11 protein-coding genes are annotated in these 16411 nt (G+C 61.1%); 5 read left to right on the forward strand and 6 right to left on the reverse strand.

Annotated elements, in window-relative coordinates; translation table 11 throughout:
* Positions 1–9: 9 nt before the first annotated feature.
* Positions 10–783, reverse strand: a complete 774-nt coding sequence (cysE, locus tag AC097N_RS02670) for a serine O-acetyltransferase (RefSeq protein WP_479579168.1) — start codon at positions 781–783, stop codon at positions 10–12.
* A 9-nt stretch (positions 784–792) separates the two neighbouring features.
* Positions 793–1596, reverse strand: a complete 804-nt coding sequence (locus AC097N_RS02675; protein WP_479579204.1) for an RNA methyltransferase — start codon at positions 1594–1596, stop codon at positions 793–795.
* Positions 1597–1734: 138 nt separating this feature from the next.
* Here AC097N_RS02675 and AC097N_RS02680 point away from each other — a divergent pair, with 138 nt between their 5' ends.
* Positions 1735–2700 (forward strand): inositol monophosphatase family protein, encoded by a 966-nt coding sequence (locus AC097N_RS02680; RefSeq protein ID WP_479579169.1) that lies wholly within the window; start codon positions 1735–1737, stop codon positions 2698–2700.
* Here the strand turns inward: AC097N_RS02680 and AC097N_RS02685 are convergent.
* Positions 2649–5582 (reverse strand): EAL domain-containing protein, encoded by a 2934-nt coding sequence (locus tag AC097N_RS02685; RefSeq protein WP_479579170.1) that lies wholly within the window; start codon positions 5580–5582, stop codon positions 2649–2651. The genes AC097N_RS02680 and AC097N_RS02685 overlap by 52 nt on opposite strands.
* Positions 5583–5801: 219 nt before the next feature.
* Between AC097N_RS02685 and AC097N_RS02690 the strand changes: the two genes are divergently transcribed.
* Positions 5802–6407, forward strand: coding sequence for a chemotaxis protein CheB (locus AC097N_RS02690; RefSeq protein ID WP_479579171.1), 606 nt, complete (start codon positions 5802–5804; stop codon positions 6405–6407).
* Positions 6408–6425: 18 nt separating this feature from the next.
* Here the strand turns inward: AC097N_RS02690 and AC097N_RS02695 are convergent, their stop codons facing one another.
* From AC097N_RS02695 to AC097N_RS02705, 3 genes are read right to left on the reverse strand one after another with little or no spacing between them, the layout of a single operon-like run.
* Entirely contained in the window at positions 6426–8657 is a 2232-nt protein-coding gene (locus tag AC097N_RS02695; RefSeq protein ID WP_479579172.1) for a nitric oxide reductase activation protein NorD, read from the reverse strand.
* Positions 8654–9457, reverse strand: a complete 804-nt coding sequence (locus AC097N_RS02700) for a CbbQ/NirQ/NorQ domain-containing protein (RefSeq protein WP_479579173.1) — start codon at positions 9455–9457, stop codon at positions 8654–8656. The genes AC097N_RS02695 and AC097N_RS02700 overlap by 4 nt, the downstream gene beginning before the upstream one ends.
* 18 nt (positions 9458–9475) lie before the next feature.
* Complete coding sequence (locus AC097N_RS02705; protein ID WP_479579174.1) at positions 9476–10855, reverse strand: ribulose-bisphosphate carboxylase; 1380 nt, start codon at positions 10853–10855, stop codon at positions 9476–9478.
* Between the two features lie 207 nt (positions 10856–11062).
* Here AC097N_RS02705 and AC097N_RS02710 point away from each other — a divergent pair, with 207 nt between their 5' ends.
* From AC097N_RS02710 to AC097N_RS02720, 3 genes are read left to right on the forward strand one after another with little or no spacing between them, the layout of a single operon-like run.
* Complete coding sequence (locus AC097N_RS02710) at positions 11063–12115, forward strand: GSU2403 family nucleotidyltransferase fold protein (RefSeq protein WP_479579175.1); 1053 nt, start codon at positions 11063–11065, stop codon at positions 12113–12115.
* A gap of 7 nt (positions 12116–12122) precedes the next feature.
* Positions 12123–15917, forward strand: a complete 3795-nt coding sequence (locus AC097N_RS02715; protein ID WP_479579176.1) for a class I SAM-dependent DNA methyltransferase — start codon at positions 12123–12125, stop codon at positions 15915–15917.
* Positions 15918–15927: 10 nt separating this feature from the next.
* The gene (locus AC097N_RS02720; protein ID WP_479579177.1) at positions 15928–16098 is read left to right on the forward strand and encodes a hypothetical protein; all 171 of its coding nucleotides are present in this window, start codon (positions 15928–15930) and stop codon (positions 16096–16098) included.
* Positions 16099–16411: the final 313 nt, after the last annotated feature.

Raw genomic sequence — 16411 nt, forward strand, 5'->3', positions numbered from 1 at the left:
TACGCCGGGTTATTTGCCGACGAGCTGGTTGAGCCGGTCGGCCTCGAATTGTTCTTTGCGGGTCGCATCACCGGGCACGCAATTGGCGGTTGACCGGTTGATCTGCAAGGTCTCGATGGCTTGCCAGAGCATGGCAATCTGATGCTCCTGAGACGATGCGTTGTCAATCAGCCCCCGCATGGCCTGGCTCAGAGGGTCGTCATTTTGTGTGACGCCATAGGCTGAAAAGCCCATTTTTGACGCTGTTTCTTCACGCTTGACGTCCAGTTCCGCCTGAATGATGCGTGCGGGGTTGCCCACCGCGGTGGCACCTGCCGGTACGGGTTTGGTCACCACCGCATTGGAGCCCACCTTGGCGCCATCACCCACCGTGAACCCGCCCAGCACCTGGGCTCCGGCGCCTACGACGACGTTGCGGCCGAGGGTGGGGTGTCGCTTCACGCCCTTGTAGAGCGAGGTGCCGCCCAAGGTGACGCCCTGGTAGATGGTGCAGCCGTCACCGATTTCTGCCGTTTCACCGACCACCACACCCATGGCGTGGTCAAAAAAGACCCGCTCGCCGATGATGGCGCCCGGGTGAATCTCGATGCCCGTGAGAAAACGTGCGATGTGGGACGTGAAACGCCCCAGCCATTTGAAGCCCCTGGTCCAGCACCAGTGGGCTGCGCGATGGAGTATCACGGCGTGCAGGCCGGGGTAGCACGTCAGCACCTCCCAGGTGGTGCGAGCGGCCGGGTCTCGGTCCAGGATGCATTGGATGTCTGAGCGGAGTCTGGAAAACATAAGCGAAGTCTAGTCTTTAGAAGGTGCCGTCGTCGTCAGAAGGGGCAGCGCCCGGGTGGCGGTCTGCTCCATTGTTTTGGCGATGCCGCGAAGCAGTTGAATCTCATCCACGGACAGACCCGCGCGATTGAATATCTGATTCAGCCGGGGCATGAGCTTTTTGGGCGCCCGAGGATCCAGAAAGCCCACCGTCGTCAAGGACTTCTCCCAGTGGGCCAACATGCCTGCCACTTGCTGTGCGTCCGCCAGTACCGGGGTGGCCGTGGCCACATTCACCGGATAGGCGCCCAAGGCCAGGCGCCACTCGTAAGCAATGACCTGCAATGCGGCCCCCAGGTTCAGCGAGCCGAACTTGGGGTTGCTGGGAATGCTCAGGCAGGTGTGGCAGCGGTAGACATCGTCATTGCTCATGCCAAAGCGTTCACAGCCGAACAGAAAAGCCATGCCGGTATTTAATGCCTTTTCGGCCTGTAGCCCTTGCCCACCGTTCGTAAGTAGCTCTGATTTTGATAGCGCCTCGAAATGTTCACGCGGTGTGACCGTGGGCGGGCCGAAGTCCCGTGGTGTCATGGCCGTGGCACACAAATGGGTCATGCCGTCCAGCGCCTCGTCCAGCGTGGCGACAATGCGGGCGTTTTTGAGCACGTCCAGCGCTCCGCTGGCGCGTTGAATGGTTTCTTCGCGGTTCAGCACATTCGCCCAGCGCGGTGCCACCAGCACCAGATCATCAAACCCCATGGTTTTCATGGCGCGGGCGGCAGCACCCACATTGCCGGCGTGGCTGGTGTTGATCAGAATAAAACGTGTTTGCATGAAGTCAAAAATTGAAGAAACGGCCGGGACGGTTAAAATCACGCTATTGTCGCTGCCCGCATCGCCGGGCAGTCCCGTACCGCTCATGGTCATTTCGGGACAGATCACATGGTCTGTTCTGTCAACTTCTCAAAATTTATGTCGTCTCCCAATCTGCATCCCATGATCAATGTGGCCGTCAAGGCGGCCCGCGCCGCTGGTGCCATCATCAACCGCGCCGCGCTGGATGTCGAGTCCGTTCGCATCTCGCAAAAGCAGGTCAATGACTTTGTCACCGAAGTGGACCATGCCGCAGAGGCGGTCATTATTGAGACCTTGCTGACTGCCTATCCAGGGCATGGCATCTGGGCAGAAGAGTCGGGTCGGGAACACGGCGCCAAGGATTCGGAGTTTGTCTGGATCATTGACCCGCTGGACGGCACCACCAATTTCATCCACGGCCTGCCGGTCTACTGTGTCAGCATCGCGCTGGCCGTGAAGGGCAAGATTGAGCAAGCCGTCGTTTATGACCCCAGCCGAAACGACCTCTTCACCGCTACCAAAGGCCGCGGCGCTTTCATGAACGACCGCCGCATTCGCGTGTCAAAGCGCGTACGCCTGCAGGAATGTCTGATTTCCACAGGCTTCCCCTTCCGTCCCGGTGACGACTTCAACACTTATTTGCGCATGATGGGCGACATCATGCAGCGCACGGCTGGCCTGCGGCGGCCCGGTGCTGCTGCGCTTGACCTGGCCTACGTGGCTGCGGGTTTCACCGACGGATTTTTTGAAACTGGTCTTCAGCCCTGGGACGTGGCCGCGGGCTCCTTGCTGGTGAGCGAGGCCGGTGGTCTGGTGGGTAACTTCACGGGTGAACCCGACTTCCTGGAGCTGAAAGAGTGCATGGCTGGCAACCCGCGCGTGTACGGTCAGATGGTCACCATTTTGGGTAAATACAGCAAATTTGCCGGTGCAGGTGACAAGGCCGGTGTGCGCCAGGCGATTGCCGAACTGGCCGCCAGCCAGCCGGTTGCCACTGAGCCAGCCGCCAGTGAGCCTGTCGAGGCTTCAGATCACCCGTTGCCGACTGAATCCGGCCCTGCGGGCGCACTCAACGCCAGCTGATCCAGTGGCACCGGGCGGCCAAACAAATAGCCCTGAAACACCCGGCAGCCGTGGAGCACCAAAAAATCACGCTGGCTGGGGGTCTCTACCCCTTCGGCTACCACCGTCAGCCCGAAGCTTTTGCCCAGCGACAGCACCGTTTGCACAATGGCGGCATCGTTCGGGTCGGTCAGCACATCGCGGACAAACGATTGATCAATTTTGAGTTGCTCCAGCGGCAGGTTCTTGAGATAGGCAAGTGACGAATAACCGGTGCCAAAGTCATCCAGCGAAAAGCTCAAGCCCAAGGCTTTGAGTTCGCCCATTTTCTGAATGGTGTCCGCCATGTCGTTGAGCAGCAGGCTTTCCGTAATTTCTATTTTCAATTGATGTGGGTTGGCACCGGTTCGCTGCAACAGCGCCACCAGCTGGCAGGCAAAGTCGACCTGGCGGAACTGGCGTGCACTCACATTGACTGCCACCGTCAAGCCCGCCGTGTGTGGCTGCGCTGACCATGCCACCAACTGGGCACAGGCCGCTTCCAGAACCCACTGCCCCAGGGGCAGGATGAGCCCGGTTCGCTCTGCCAGCGGGATGAACTCGCCAGGCATGATCATCCCGTGCTCAGGATGCTGCCACCGCACCAGAGCCTCAACACCCAGGATGCAGCCGTCTGCATTGACCACTGGCTGGTAGTACAGCCGCAGTTCATTTCGCTGCAATCCGCGACGCAAGTCGGCCTCCATCGCAGCGCGGCTGGCGACAACCTCCTGCATGGACGGGTCAAAAAATCGAAGCGTGTTGCGCCCGGCTGTTTTGGCCTGGTACATGGCGAGGTCGGCCCGTTTCAGTAACTCGTCCACGCTGAGCAGGTGGTCCTGAAACAAGGTAATGCCAATGCTGGGCGTGCTGTGGTGTTCGGTGCCACCCAGGTGGTAGGGCTGGTTGAGCAGGCTCAAAATCTTGCTTCCCACACTTTCGGCATGGGCCGCCGCTTCACTGGCGACCTGGCTCAGGTTTTGCAGCATCACGACAAACTCGTCGCCACCCAGGCGGGCAACGGTATCGACCTCCCGCACACATTCACCCAGCCGGGCGGCAACCTTTTGCAGCAGTTCATCGCCTACGTCATGGCCCCGCGTGTCATTGAGGTCCTTGAAGTTGTCCAGGTCGACGAACAGCAGAGCCCCGGGCAGGTGATCGCGCTCACTGACTGCCAGCGCGTGCTGCAGGCGGTTCATCAGCAGGCGGCGGTTGGGCAGGCCCGTGAGTACATCGTAAAAAGCAAGGCGCTCGATTTCCTCTTCGGCTCTTTTCTGCTCCGAAATATCCCGACCCACGCCGCGGTAGCCTTTGAATCGGCCCTGCGCATCAAAAATGGGTGTGCCGCTGACCGAGACCCACATGAGGGTGTTGTCCGCACGTCGGCGTTGCATTTCAAAATCGCGGAAGGTTTCATGTGCCTTCAGTGATGCGCGGTGATCGGCCCATTGTGCCGGGCTGACGCCCTCGGCCGTGTCCCAACGTGTGGTTCCGGTGTAGCTTTCGGCTGATTTTGCTTGGGTCGCCAGAAGGTTTCCGTCCACCCGCACAAATCGAAAATGCTCGTCCTGTTCCCAGTACCAGTCGGAAGAAAGCTCCGTGAGAGCGCGAAAGCGGGTCTCGCTCAAGCGCAAAGCCTCTTCTGCGAGCTTGCGTGTGGTGACTTCGGTGGTGAACCCATTCCACAGCACCGAACCGTCCGCCTCCCGTTCAGGAATCGCCTGCCCCAAAAACCAGCAAACATCCCCGTTGTCAAACTTAAGACGGTATTCCTGTATCCAGGGGGTGAGATCACGAGCCGAGGTTCTGATCGTGCTCAGAAAGTTCTGCAAATCATCCGGGTGATGCAACTTCAATGTGCAGGTGGCGTCCTTCAAGATTTGTTCGGAGGTCACGCCCCGGTAGATTTCTCGCACCGGTCCACTCAGGTACACAAACTCAAACCAGCCCGTGGGTCTGAGCCGCAATTGAAACACCACGCCAGGCAAGCGGCTGGTGATCTTTTGAATGAACCCCAGTTTTTCCTGCAGGGCCAGCGTCGCCTCACGTTCCTCGGTGATGTCTTGCACGACGCCAAAGTCGATGGCCTGGGCACCATCACCCGACCAGCGCCGCATGCGCGAGCGCAGCCAGCGGACCCGTCCGTCGGGGTGATTCCACCGGTATTCCACCGTGGTGTTGTCCACCCTGAGGCGAGCGTTTGCAAACTTCTGGCGGTCATCGTCATGAATCCGGCTGCGCCCGATGGCCTTGTCGGCTACCGTGCCCGGCGCCAGACCGGCCAGCCGGTACAGTCCGTTAGACCACCGCAGGCTGTTGGCATCAGCGCCGGACGTCCAGTAACCCACTGACCCCAGGCTTTCCATCGATTCAAACAGCTTGACCTGCTGACTGAGTTGGTCGTTGGTCTCCCGCAGTCGTTGCTCGCTGGCCAGCAGTGCGGCTTGGGCCGTGCGCTCAGCGGTGACGTCCTTGAGATAGCTCAACAAACAGTTTGTACCGGCCACCGCGATTCGTGACACATTGATCTGGAGGATGACTTGTTGACCGTCCGGCCGCACGAAATAGAAGTCCAGATCGAGCAGGGTCCCGGACTTGTGCATCCGGTCCATGGCTTCATCGCGAAAAATGGCGTCCTTCCAGAAACCCAGCTCGATGGACGACTGTCCGACCGCATCCTCCAGGGAAAGGCCCGTGAGCGCCGACCATTGCTGATTCACATCGGCATAGACACCGTCGGCCTCGCGGGTCAGGGAGATCGCCACAGGGCAGAGACGGAAAACCTCCGTCAACCTCGAACTGGCCAGCTCTTGACGCAGCCGGTTGAGTTCCCCGGGGAGGTTGACCGTGACTGAACTCATGTAGGCACTCGTGGGCAGGACATTGTGTCGATGTGCCATTGTGCAGCAAGCATTCCAATGCTGGATGCATGTCTGCGATGTCATGTAGGTCAATTCTGACGTGAAGTGTCGTGTTGGACTGCTTGACCGGCTGTCGGCAGGCGCCCAAGATCACAGACAGGCTCACGCGGTATTCAAGAACACTTAGCCATTGACCGTTGGAAGCCTGAACCTACAACCATGAACCTCAAATCGACGCAACTTGGGCCCGCAGTACGGGATTTTCCGATCGTGTGTGTCGGCGGCTCGGCGGGCGGGCTTGACGCCTACATTCGCCTCTTGAAGCACCTTCCTGCGGACATGGGGGTGGCGATCGTCATCGTGAACCACATCACCATCATGCCAACCCAGCTGCATGAAGTGCTTCCACGTTTCACCCCGATGCCTGTTGACCTGATCACGGAAGATTTGCGGATCGAACCCAACCGGGTATTCATCATTCCCGCCAACCGGGACCTGCATATCGCTGACGGTGAATTCCATCTGATGCCCATTTCAAAGCCCCGGGGATGGCCTGATGTCATCACGGTTTTTCTGAAGTCGTTAACCCATTTCTGGGATGGCAAGCTGGTGGCCGTGATCGTCTCCGGGCTGGACGGCGATGGTGCGGCCGCCATGTGTGGCATTCAAGCCGTTGGTGGCATCACGATTGCGCAAAAGCTGAGCACGGCCAGCGAGCCCGACATGCCCGAAAGTGCGATTGACACCGGCTGCATCGATTTTGTCTTGTCGCCGGAAGAAATCGCGCAATGCATTGTGAAGATTGCGCACGCAGAAGCCTCATAACGTCTGGCGCGCACCCGTTCACCGTGTCAGGGCCATGAACAGCTTTGGCAGTTGCTCCGGCAGGCGCTCAATGTGGTCAATCACCGTGTACTGGCGCCCGAAGATGTCGCTCACATACCCATCCGCCTTGGCGTCCAGACTGATGCAGTAGGTGAAAATGCCTTGCTGATCGAGCTCCCGCACGGACTGGCGCGCATCTTCAATCAGCATTCGCTCGTCATGGCTATCGACGTCCGAGGGTTGGCCGTCGGTCAGCACCAGCATCAGCTTTTTGTCGGCTTGCTGGGCACCCAGATAGTGCGCGGCATGGCGCATGGCAGCGCCCATGCGGGTGGAGTAGCCTGCCTCCATCGCCGCGAGGCGGCCCTTCACCTCATCACCCCAGCGCTCCCCAAAGCCCTTGATGTGCAGGTAGCGCACATCGTGGCGCGTGTTGGAGTGAAAACCGGCAATCGCAAAGGGGTCGCCCAACTGATCGATTGACCACGCCAACAAAGACACGGCTTCCTGGCTGAGTTCAAGAATGCTTTGCGCCGAGCCTGCGGCTTTTTCGTTCAGGGATTCAGACAAGTCCAGCACCAGCATGACTGCAATGCTGCGGCCATCGGTCTTGTGACTCATGTTGATGCGCGGGTCGGGCTGGCCGCCACTCTTCAAATCGATCAAGGAGCGCAGCGCCACATCCAGATCCAGCTCGCTGCCTTCTTCCTGGTATCGAACGCGCATCTTGTCCTGGGGTTTGAGCAGGTCCAGCAGACGCTTGAGTTTTTTGGCCAGGACGCTGTGCTTGTCCAGCAACTGGTCAATGTCAGCGGGGTTGCCCGACGGGTGCAGCCGCTCATAGAGGCTGACCCAGTCCGGCCGGTAGGTCTGGCTGGTGTAGTCCCATTCGGGGTAATGGCGCGGTGGCAGGCCCCGGCTCTCGTTCGTGGCGGTGTTCACGCGGTGTTCTTCGAACATCTCCTCGTCGTCGCTCATCTCATGGTATTTCCACAAATGGCGGTTGTCGTCCCGGTAGTCGATTTCCGTGTCCGTGAACCAGGTTTTGGGCAACTGGTCACTCTGGATGCGTGTCTTTGCGACGTAGAGCAGGGCCAGACCTGCCACGGCTTCGGTGCTGGAGTCGCCTTGCGCCATGAGCGCAGCAAAGCGCTGTACAAAGTGGTTCAGATCGGCATCTGCATAGCCGTGTGACGGGTCCAGTAAGGCCCGCGACAGCATGGCCAGGCGGTGGCGCAGGCAGGAGTGGGTGGCCGGGTCGCATGCACCTTCTGTTGGCACAGGGTGCAGTGCGGCAAAGATGCGGCGCAGACCGGGGTACTGGCGCATCGCCAGCCATTCCACCCGCGCATCTTCAAAAAATTCGATCGCCAGGCGTTGAAACGGGCTGTAGTTGTCGGCAAAGATGGCGCGGCTCCAGCGCCGGTGGGCGGCCATGTGGGCCAGCGCGGCGCGGTAGCGGTTCAACCCGCTGATGCCCTGGCGTTCGTCATACACATCCGGCAGGCGAATGCCCAGCTTGTCAAAGTAGGGCACGGGTTGGCGCAATTCGTCGAAGCCGGTGGAATAGGGCACGAGGTGGTCCGCCATCTGCCACAGGCCGAGCAGGTACAGATCGAGTTGGCGGGTGTTGTCCACCAGCAGCGTGCCGTGGCGTTCGCGCTGTAAAACGGCGCGGCTGTCGGCCGACTGCAGGCAGAAGTAATCGCGCTGGCGCTCCGGGTGATGGCCGTAGTTGCGCACGCCGTAGTCCACCCAGTGGCCCAGTCCCTCGATGGACAGCTGGCTGAGCAGGTAAGGCGCTTGCTGAAAGAAATCAGGCAGGCCGGGGCTGGCGTAGGTCTTGTGAATGCCATGAATGGAGCCGCTGGTGCGCTCCATGGTACGCAGACTCAAATCGAGATACCGCTGCAGTTGTTCTTGTGACGCCAGGCGCCGTGCAACGGCCGCAAGCGACTGCAAAAAGGGCGCGATGGCGCGACCGTTGGGCGACTTTGTCATGGCGCGAAGGGTCTCCATGACGGGCGGCAAGGCCGACTCCCCCAGGGTGACCGCCACCTGGGGCCACTCCTGCAGGAAGATCAGGACCGGCTCCGCGCCGCGGCCCATCTTGCCCAGGAAACGGCCCGCTGCAAGGTAGGCCGTCTGGCCCTCGGGCGTGAGCACGCTCTGCGCCTCGCGCATGCAGTCGTCCAGCACCGCCACGACCGGCGGGAAGCCGCAATCGAGTTGTTCGCGCCAGGTGTTCACCCCAGCACCGCGTCAATGGCGTGGTCCAGCGTCGCACGAATGTCGGCGTCGTCCGTGATGGGGCGCACCAGCGCCATGCGGCAGGCGTCCCGTGGGCTGACCCCACCCTTGATCAAGGTCGCGGCGTACACCAGCAACCGGGTGGAGATGCCTTCATCGAGTCCATGGCCCTTGAGCCGGCGTGCGGTGCCTGCAATCGTCACCAGCCGGGCTGCGAGCTGGGGGTCGGTGCCGGTCTCTTGGGCCACGATGGCCGCTTCCAGGTCCGGGTCGGGGTAGTCAAAATCAAAACCCACAAAGCGCTGCTTGGTCGATTGCTTCAGGTCCTTCATCAAGGTCTGGTAGCCGGGGTTGTAGGAGATCACCAGCTGGAAGTCCGGGTGGGCGTTGATCAACTCGCCGCGCTTGTCCAGCGGCAACTGGCGGCGGTGGTCGGTCAGCGGGTGAATCACCACGGTAGTGTCCTGGCGGGCTTCCACGATCTCGTCGAGGTAACAAATGGCACCCAGGCGCACGGCGGTGGTCAGCGGTCCGTCCAGCCAGCGCGTGCCCTGGGCCTCCAGCAGATAACGGCCCAGCAGGTCGGAGGCCGTCATGTCTTCGTTGCAGGCCACCGTGATGAGTGGCTTGCCCAGACGCCAGGCCATGTATTCAATAAAGCGCGACTTGCCGCAGCCCGTCGGTCCCTTGACCATGACCGGCAGCCGGGCGGTGTAGGCCGCCTCAAACAAAGCCACTTCATTCGCCTGGGGCTGGTAGAAGGGCTGATTGACGACCCGGTAGGGTGTGGTGTCGGTCATGGCGTTCGCTCCTGCGGTTTACTTGTGCACGCCCAGCTTCTCGCGCCAGCCGGGGAACAGCTTGTCGGAGTCGCCCGGGAAGGACTCGAATGCCCGGGCAAACTCTTTGTGCTCCTTGGCAAACTGGATGGGGTCGGCGCCTGACTTCCAGCACTCATACGACTGGCGCAGCGAGATGGCCCCGGCGGCCGGCGAGTCAATGTGGCCGTAGGCGCCACCGCCTGAGGTGTTGATCACGTTGCCGTGGCCCAGGTTTTCAAAGAAGCCGGGCAGGCGCAGGGCGTTCATGCCACCCGAGATGATCGGTGTGGTGGGCTTCATGCCATACCATTTCTGGAAGTAGACCGGGCCTTGCGCCTCGTCCCGCTCGATCATGTAGGCGATGTTCTTGTCGGAGTTTTCGCCCTCCATCTTGCCGTAGCCCATGGTGCCGACGTGGATGCCCGAGGCCCCCTGCAGGCGTGAAATCTTGGCCAGCACAAAGGCGGTGTAACCACGCTTGGCAGAAGGCGAAGTGATCATGCCGTGGCCGGCGCGGTGGTAGTGCAGGTACTGGTTCGGGTATTGGCGACGCGCCGTGGTGATCATGCCGGGACCGCCGACAAAACCGTCCACGAGGAAGGCCACCTTGTCTGCATCGGGGCCAAAGGATTCCAGAATGAAATCGGCCCGTGCCAGCATTTCGTAATGGTCATCCGCCGTGATGTTGGCCGAGAAGATCTTGGCCTGGCCGGTTTCGTCCTGCGCGCGCTTCATGGCGTCATACACCAGCGGGTAGACCTTCTTGGCCGGGCAAAACACCTGATTGCCTTGTGGCTCATCGTTCTTGATGAAGTCACCACCCAGCCAGAACTGGTAGGCTGCGGCCGCAAACGGCTCGGGACGCAGGCCCAGTTTGGGCTTGATGATGGTGCCGGCAATGTAGCCGCCGTTTTTCATCGGGCGACCCAGAATGCGCCACAAATCGGTGATGTCCTTGGCGGGACCGTCAAACAACTGGATGGCGCGCTCAGGGAAGTAAATGTCGTGAATCTTGCCGTGCTCGATGTCGCCCATGCCCTGGTTGTTGCCAATGATCAGCGTCAAGACTGACACGATCATCATGCGGCCATCGGTCATGTTGCGGTCAAACAAATCCATCGGATAGGCAATGCGCATGTCCTCCGTGGCTTCGTCGATGTAATACACCAGGGCGTCCACGCCGCGGGTGAAATCATCGGTCGTGCTGACCTCGACATTGGTGCCGGTGGACGACTCGGCGGCAAAGTGGGCGGCGGCCTCCAGGTAGCCGTGGCCCGCTTTGGGCTTCATCTTGTAGGCCACCAGAATGTGCTGGCCTCCTCGGATGAGTTCAGCCTCAGTGAGGCTCAGGTCGGCGTAGCGGTTTGATTGGTCCATTCAAAATCTCCAGTGGTGTGAGGTGATGGACTGGACTATAGGGAGGCTTATTCATAATGAAAATTCAAATAAATTTCTTGTTTCATCAGTTTTTAATGATGATTAAAGGCAGGCCACCCTCATTGACCAACTGCGCAGCATCAAGCCGTGGCGAATGCTGATTCAGCCGAATCAAACTATACTTCTGTTATTAAAAAGGAAGTATAAGTGGGCCTTCAATACCAAGAGCTATCCACCGCGGCACAAAGCGCCTTCGCTGGCCTGGACGTCGCCGCCAAGCAAATTGAACTGGACCGTTCGGTGGCCCATTTGCCGGGTGGGTTTGCCAAAAAGACCATTCACGGACGCACCTATTGGTACCACCAAGTCAAGTCAGCGGACCAAAAGCCCATCCAGACTTACATCGGGCCGGACGACGACGAAACCCGAGCGCTGATGGCCGCCCATTCAGGCCCGGTCCAGGCCGGTGCTCAGCAACAAGCCACCCTGCACATGCGGCAATTGACGCGGGCCGCCCTTGAATACGGGTGCAGCGAGATACCCAACAAGCACGCCAAAGTCATCACCCGCCTGGCAGACCACGGCTTTTTCCGGGCGGGCGGTATTCTGGTGGGCACGCATGCCTTTCTGGCCTACCAAAATCACCTGGGCTTGCGTTGGCAGGCTGGCGGCATGACATTGGATCTGGACTTTGCCCATGCCGGGAAAAACATCTCGATTGCGCTGCCAAGCAACCTGACCATTGACACCCGCAGTGCCATCGAATCACTGCAAATGGGTTTTGTGCCCATCCAGAGCCAGACCACCTACAAGAAAACTGACGAGCCTGACTTTGATCTGGATTTCCTGACCAGCATGGGCCGCGGCCTGGACACGCCCGTGCATATCGACGCCCTCAATGTCACGCTGCAACCCCTGCGCTTCATGGAGCTATCACTCGAAGCCCCGATGCGAGCCACACTCTTGTCGCGCAGCGGCCCGGTGGTGGTGAACGTGCCGCAACCCGAGCGTTTCGCCTTGCACAAGCTGATCGTGTTTGTCGAACGCAGGCAGGAGATGCGCCTTAAAGCCATCAAAGACCTGGCCCAGGCGGGCTCTGTGATTCATTACCTGCTGGAAAATGATCCTGACCTGTTGCATGCTCAGTGGCAAGACGTCGTCAGCCGTGGCCCGGGCTGGCAGTCCCGTCTGGAAGAGGGCTTTGCCGCGCTTTGCCAGCGCTACCCGGCCATGAATTTCGCGCAGCGCCTGCCCCTATGATCCCCGCATGGGAGAAACCAACAACACACCGCAGGCTCCGGCCCACCTGACGGTTCAAGCCAGCGCCATCCAAACACACACCGCAGAGGAAACCGCCAAAGCCCAGACCTTCATCACCCGCTGGTCTGGTGTCACCGCCAGTGAACTGGCCACAGGGCAAAGCTTTGTCATTGAGCTGTGCGCCCTCTTGGGTGTCGACCAGCCGCACCCCACGCCCGAGCAAAACTACATGTTTGAGCGGCCGGTCACCTTCAGCCACGGCGACGGCTCCAGCAGCGCCGGGCGCATTGACTGCTACAAGCGCGGGCACTTTGTGCTGGAGGCCAAAAAGCTGAAGCAAGGCGCCCACACCAAAGGGTTTGACGACGGCCTGCTGCGCGCCCGGGCGCAGGGCGAAGGGTATGCCCGCGCCTTGCCGGGCCAGGAAGGGCGCCCGCCCTTTGTGCTGGTGGTCGATGTTGGCACCGTTATCGAGGTCTATGCGGAGTTCAGCCGCAGTGGGGGCACCTACATCCCGTTCCCCGACCCGCGCAGCCACCGCATCAAGCTGAGCGACCTGAGCAAACCCGACATTCGCCAGCGCCTGCGCCAGATCTGGCTGGAACCCGAGGGGCTCAACCCCGCCCGCATCAGCGCCCAGGTCACCCGCGAGGTGGCTATGCTGCTGGCGCAACTGGCCAAGTCGCTTGAATCGAATCAAAAATTTATACAAAATCAGGCTGTAGCCCCCGTAGAGAGTGCGCAGGCAGCTCCTGAAATCGTAGCGGCTTACCTCACGCGCTGCCTCTTCAGCATGTTTGCCGAAGACGTGGAACTGCTGCCCAAAGGCAGCTTTCTGGGCCTGCTCAAAACTCACCGCGACGACCCTGCCACGCTGCAGCACATGCTGCGCCTGCTCTGGGCCGACATGGACGTGGGCGGCTTCAGCGCCGCGCTGGCCAAGCCGGTACTCAAGTTCAACGGCAAACTCTTCAAAAACAGCGCCTCAGACGGCTACAGCCTGCGTCTCACGCCCGAGCAGGTCGACCTGCTCATCCTCGCTGCACAAGCCAACTGGCGCGAGGTTGAGCCCGCCATTTTTGGCACCCTGCTGGAGCGCGCGCTGGACCCGACCGAGCGCCACGCCCTGGGCGCGCACTACACGCCCCGCGCCTATGTGGAGCGCCTGGTGTTGCCCACCGTCATAGAGCCGCTGCGCGCCGACTGGGCCAACGCCCAGGCCGCCGCGCTGGTGCTGGCCCGTGAGGCCAGTGAGCTGGACGGCAAAGCCCAGGCCGCCAAACTGATGGAGGCCCGCGCCGAGGTCAAAAAATTTCACCACCAGCTTTGCACCACCCGCGTGCTGGACCCGGCCTGCGGCAGTGGCAACTTTTTGTATGTCACGCTGGAGCACTTGAAGCGGCTGGAGGGCGAAGTGATCAACCAGCTCGAAGCCCTGGGCCACACGCAAGACCAACTCGGGTTTGAGGGCGAAACCGTCACCCTGCAGCAGCTGCGCGGCATTGAGCTGAACGAGCGCGCCGCCGCGCTGGCCGAGCTGGTGCTGTGGATTGGCTACCTGCAGTGGCACATTCGCACCCAGGGCAACGCCGCCGTGGCCGAGCCCGTGGTGCATGACTACGGCAACATCGAACACCGTGACGCCGTGCTGGCCTGGAGCGCGCAGGAGCCCGCCCACGGTGAAGACGGCCAGTTGCTCACGCGCTGGGACGGCAGCACTTTTAAAACCCACCCGGTCACCGGCGCGCAGGTGCCGGACGAGGCCGCGCTGGTGCCGCAGTGGCGTTACCTGGAGGCGCGCCAGGCGGCGTGGCCGCAGGCCGACTTTATTGTGGGCAACCCGCCGTTCATTGGTGCGAAGCATTTGCGTGACGCGCTGGGCGACGGCTATGTGGAGGCCTTGCGCGCGGTGTGGAAGGACGTGCCCGAGAGCGCCGACTTTGTGATGTATTGGTGGGCGCATGCGGCGGCTGCGGTGGCGGTGGGGCAGACCCGGCGCATGGGGCTGATCACGACCAACAGTTTGCGGCAGACGTTTAACCGGCGGGTGGTGCAGTTGGCTTTGTCTGGGGCTTTGCCTTTTTCTTTGCCTTTGTCGCTGCGTTTGCCGTTGCCGTTGCCGTCGCCGGTTGAGGGGTTGGCGGGCAGTGGGGAGCGGACTGCCGGTGCCCTCATGAAACCTCCGAAATTGGTCACCGGCAATCCGCACCCCACTGCGGGGGCGGTGTCTCTGGTGTTCGCCATTGCGGACCACCCTTGGGTTGACAGTGCGAATGGGGCTGCGGTGCGGATTGCGATGACTGTGGTTGAGGGTGAAGGCCGTGGCGGCAGTGGCGCGCCGGGGCGGTTGATGACGGTGACGGACGAGCGCACCGGCGAGTTTGGCGAGGTGACGGTGGCTGTGATTGAGCAAACCGGGCTGATTCATGCGGATTTGAGTGTGGGGGCGAATGTCTCGTTGGCCGTGCCGCTGCAGGCCAATGCCGCTGTCTCGTCGCCCGGCGTCAAACTGCACGGCGCGGGGTTCATCGTCTCGGCGGAAGAGGCGCTGGCCTTGGGGCTGGGCAGCGTGCCGGGCTTGGCGCAGCACATCCGCGAATACCGCAATGGCCGTGACTTGGCCGACGTGCCGCGGGGAGTGATGGTGATCGATTTGTTTGGTCTGACAGCGGAGAACGTGCGCGAGCGGTTCCCGGCTGTGTACCAGCGCTTGCTGGATCGCGTGAAGCCGGAGCGCGACCAGAACAACCGTGCCACCTACAGAGACAACTGGTGGCTGTTCGGCGAGCCGCGCAGAGACCTGCGTCCTGCGCTCGCTGGCCTGCCTCGTTATATCGCCACCGTCGTCACAGCAAAGCACCGTGTGTTCCAGTTTCTGGATGCCCAAATTTTGGCCGACGACGCGCTGATTTGCATTGCAAGCAATGACGCTTTTCATCTTGGCGTGCTGTCCAGCAGCTTGCACGGTCAATGGGCTTTGGTCACTGGCAGCACGTTAGAAGACAGACCTCGCTACATCAAAACCACCTGTTTCGAAACCTTCCCCTTCCCCGACGAAGACACTGGCCTGACCGCGGAACTGCGCGAGCGCATTGCCGCGCTGGCGGAGCAGATCGATGCGCACCGCAAACGCGTGCTGGGTCAGCCGGGGCTCACGCTCACTGGCTTGTACAACGTGCTGCAGGCGCTGCGCGAGGGCAGGGCGCTAACCGCCAAAGAAAAAACCATCCACACCCAAGGGCTGGTCGGTGTGCTCAAAGACCTGCATGACGAGCTGGACGCCGCCGTGGCGCAAGCCTACGGCCTGCCCGCGGGTGAGGGTGCGGCCAACACCGACACCATCCTCTCCCACCTGGTCGCCCTCAACGCCCGGCGCGCCGCCGAAGAGGCGCAAGGCCGCATCCGCTGGCTGCGCCCCGCGTTCCAGAATCCACAAGAATTGCTATCAAATAAAGAGCTGCTCCCGCACGTACAACGTGCGCTAGCGGGCGATTTTGTTCAAGGAAATCAGTATCAAATTGATAGCGCCGACGAGGCCGCCGAAGTTGCCGCAGGCGCCGCTGCGCCAGTCAGCGCCACGGTGGTGGCCCAGGCCTGGCCTGCCACGCTGCCCGAGCAGGTTCGCGCCGTCGCCCAGGTGCTGGCCAGCGCCCCCGGCCCCTTGAGCCTGTCCGCGCTGGAAGCCCGCTTCAAAGGCCGCGGCCCCTGGAAAAAAGGCCTGCCCCTCTTGCTGCAAACCCTGGAAGCCCTGGGCCGCGCGCAGCAGGTGGCGCTGGGTGCCGAGGCGGGGTGGCGGGCTTGATTCCAAGGCTATGACCAACGAAACACATGTCAGTGTTTCGTTGACGCTGCAAGAGTTGTGCACCGCCATTGACGCTGGCGCGTCCAGTGGGCGTGGCGCAGATTTTGAGGATGTCTTTGAGCGCCTGGAGCGCAAGTACAAAAGTGCTGCAAGCGAAACGGCGACCAAGGCGGCTGGCTGATTCGGCTTGAATTCTCGTCATTGGCAAAGGCGAATCGTGGATCCGGCAAAAAACGCCACCCTATCGATCGAAAAAGCGCCAGTCATTCGGGGTCAAAAAGCCAGCGATTCCGGGTCGACCCTTGCCAGTGCTCAAAAAATTATCCCCCGTTGTGGACTGTGCTGACCAATGTGTCCATCGGCAGCAATGCTGCGGGGGACGAAACCGCTGTCGCGGTAGTCTCCGAGCCGGCGTGTGTGTTTTGCACAGGGGGATGTGCGTGCCTATGTTGTGAATTGAGGCAATTGGCCTCGTTCACAACAGGAGCACAGCC

The sequence above is a fragment of the Rhodoferax sp. LS1R11 genome (genome assembly GCF_056521395.1).

Bases quoted from the DNA above. Each gene is read 5' to 3' on its own strand.
- AC097N_RS02715 (WP_479579176.1), top strand. From the start codon at position 12,123: ATGGGAGAAACCAACAACACACCGCAGGCTCCGGCCCACCTGACGGTT.
- AC097N_RS02675 (WP_479579204.1), bottom strand. From the start codon at position 1,596: ATGCAAACACGTTTTATTCTGATCAACACCAGCCACGCCGGCAATGTG.
- AC097N_RS02705 (WP_479579174.1), bottom strand. From the start codon at position 10,855: ATGGACCAATCAAACCGCTACGCCGACCTGAGCCTCACTGAGGCTGAA.
- AC097N_RS02690 (WP_479579171.1), top strand. From the start codon at position 5,802: ATGAACCTCAAATCGACGCAACTTGGGCCCGCAGTACGGGATTTTCCG.
- AC097N_RS02685 (WP_479579170.1), bottom strand. From the start codon at position 5,582: ATGAGTTCAGTCACGGTCAACCTCCCCGGGGAACTCAACCGGCTGCGT.
- cysE (WP_479579168.1), bottom strand. From the start codon at position 783: ATGTTTTCCAGACTCCGCTCAGACATCCAATGCATCCTGGACCGAGAC.
- AC097N_RS02700 (WP_479579173.1), bottom strand. From the start codon at position 9,457: ATGACCGACACCACACCCTACCGGGTCGTCAATCAGCCCTTCTACCAG.
- AC097N_RS02680 (WP_479579169.1), top strand. From the start codon at position 1,735: ATGTCGTCTCCCAATCTGCATCCCATGATCAATGTGGCCGTCAAGGCG.
- AC097N_RS02720 (WP_479579177.1), top strand. From the start codon at position 15,928: ATGACCAACGAAACACATGTCAGTGTTTCGTTGACGCTGCAAGAGTTG.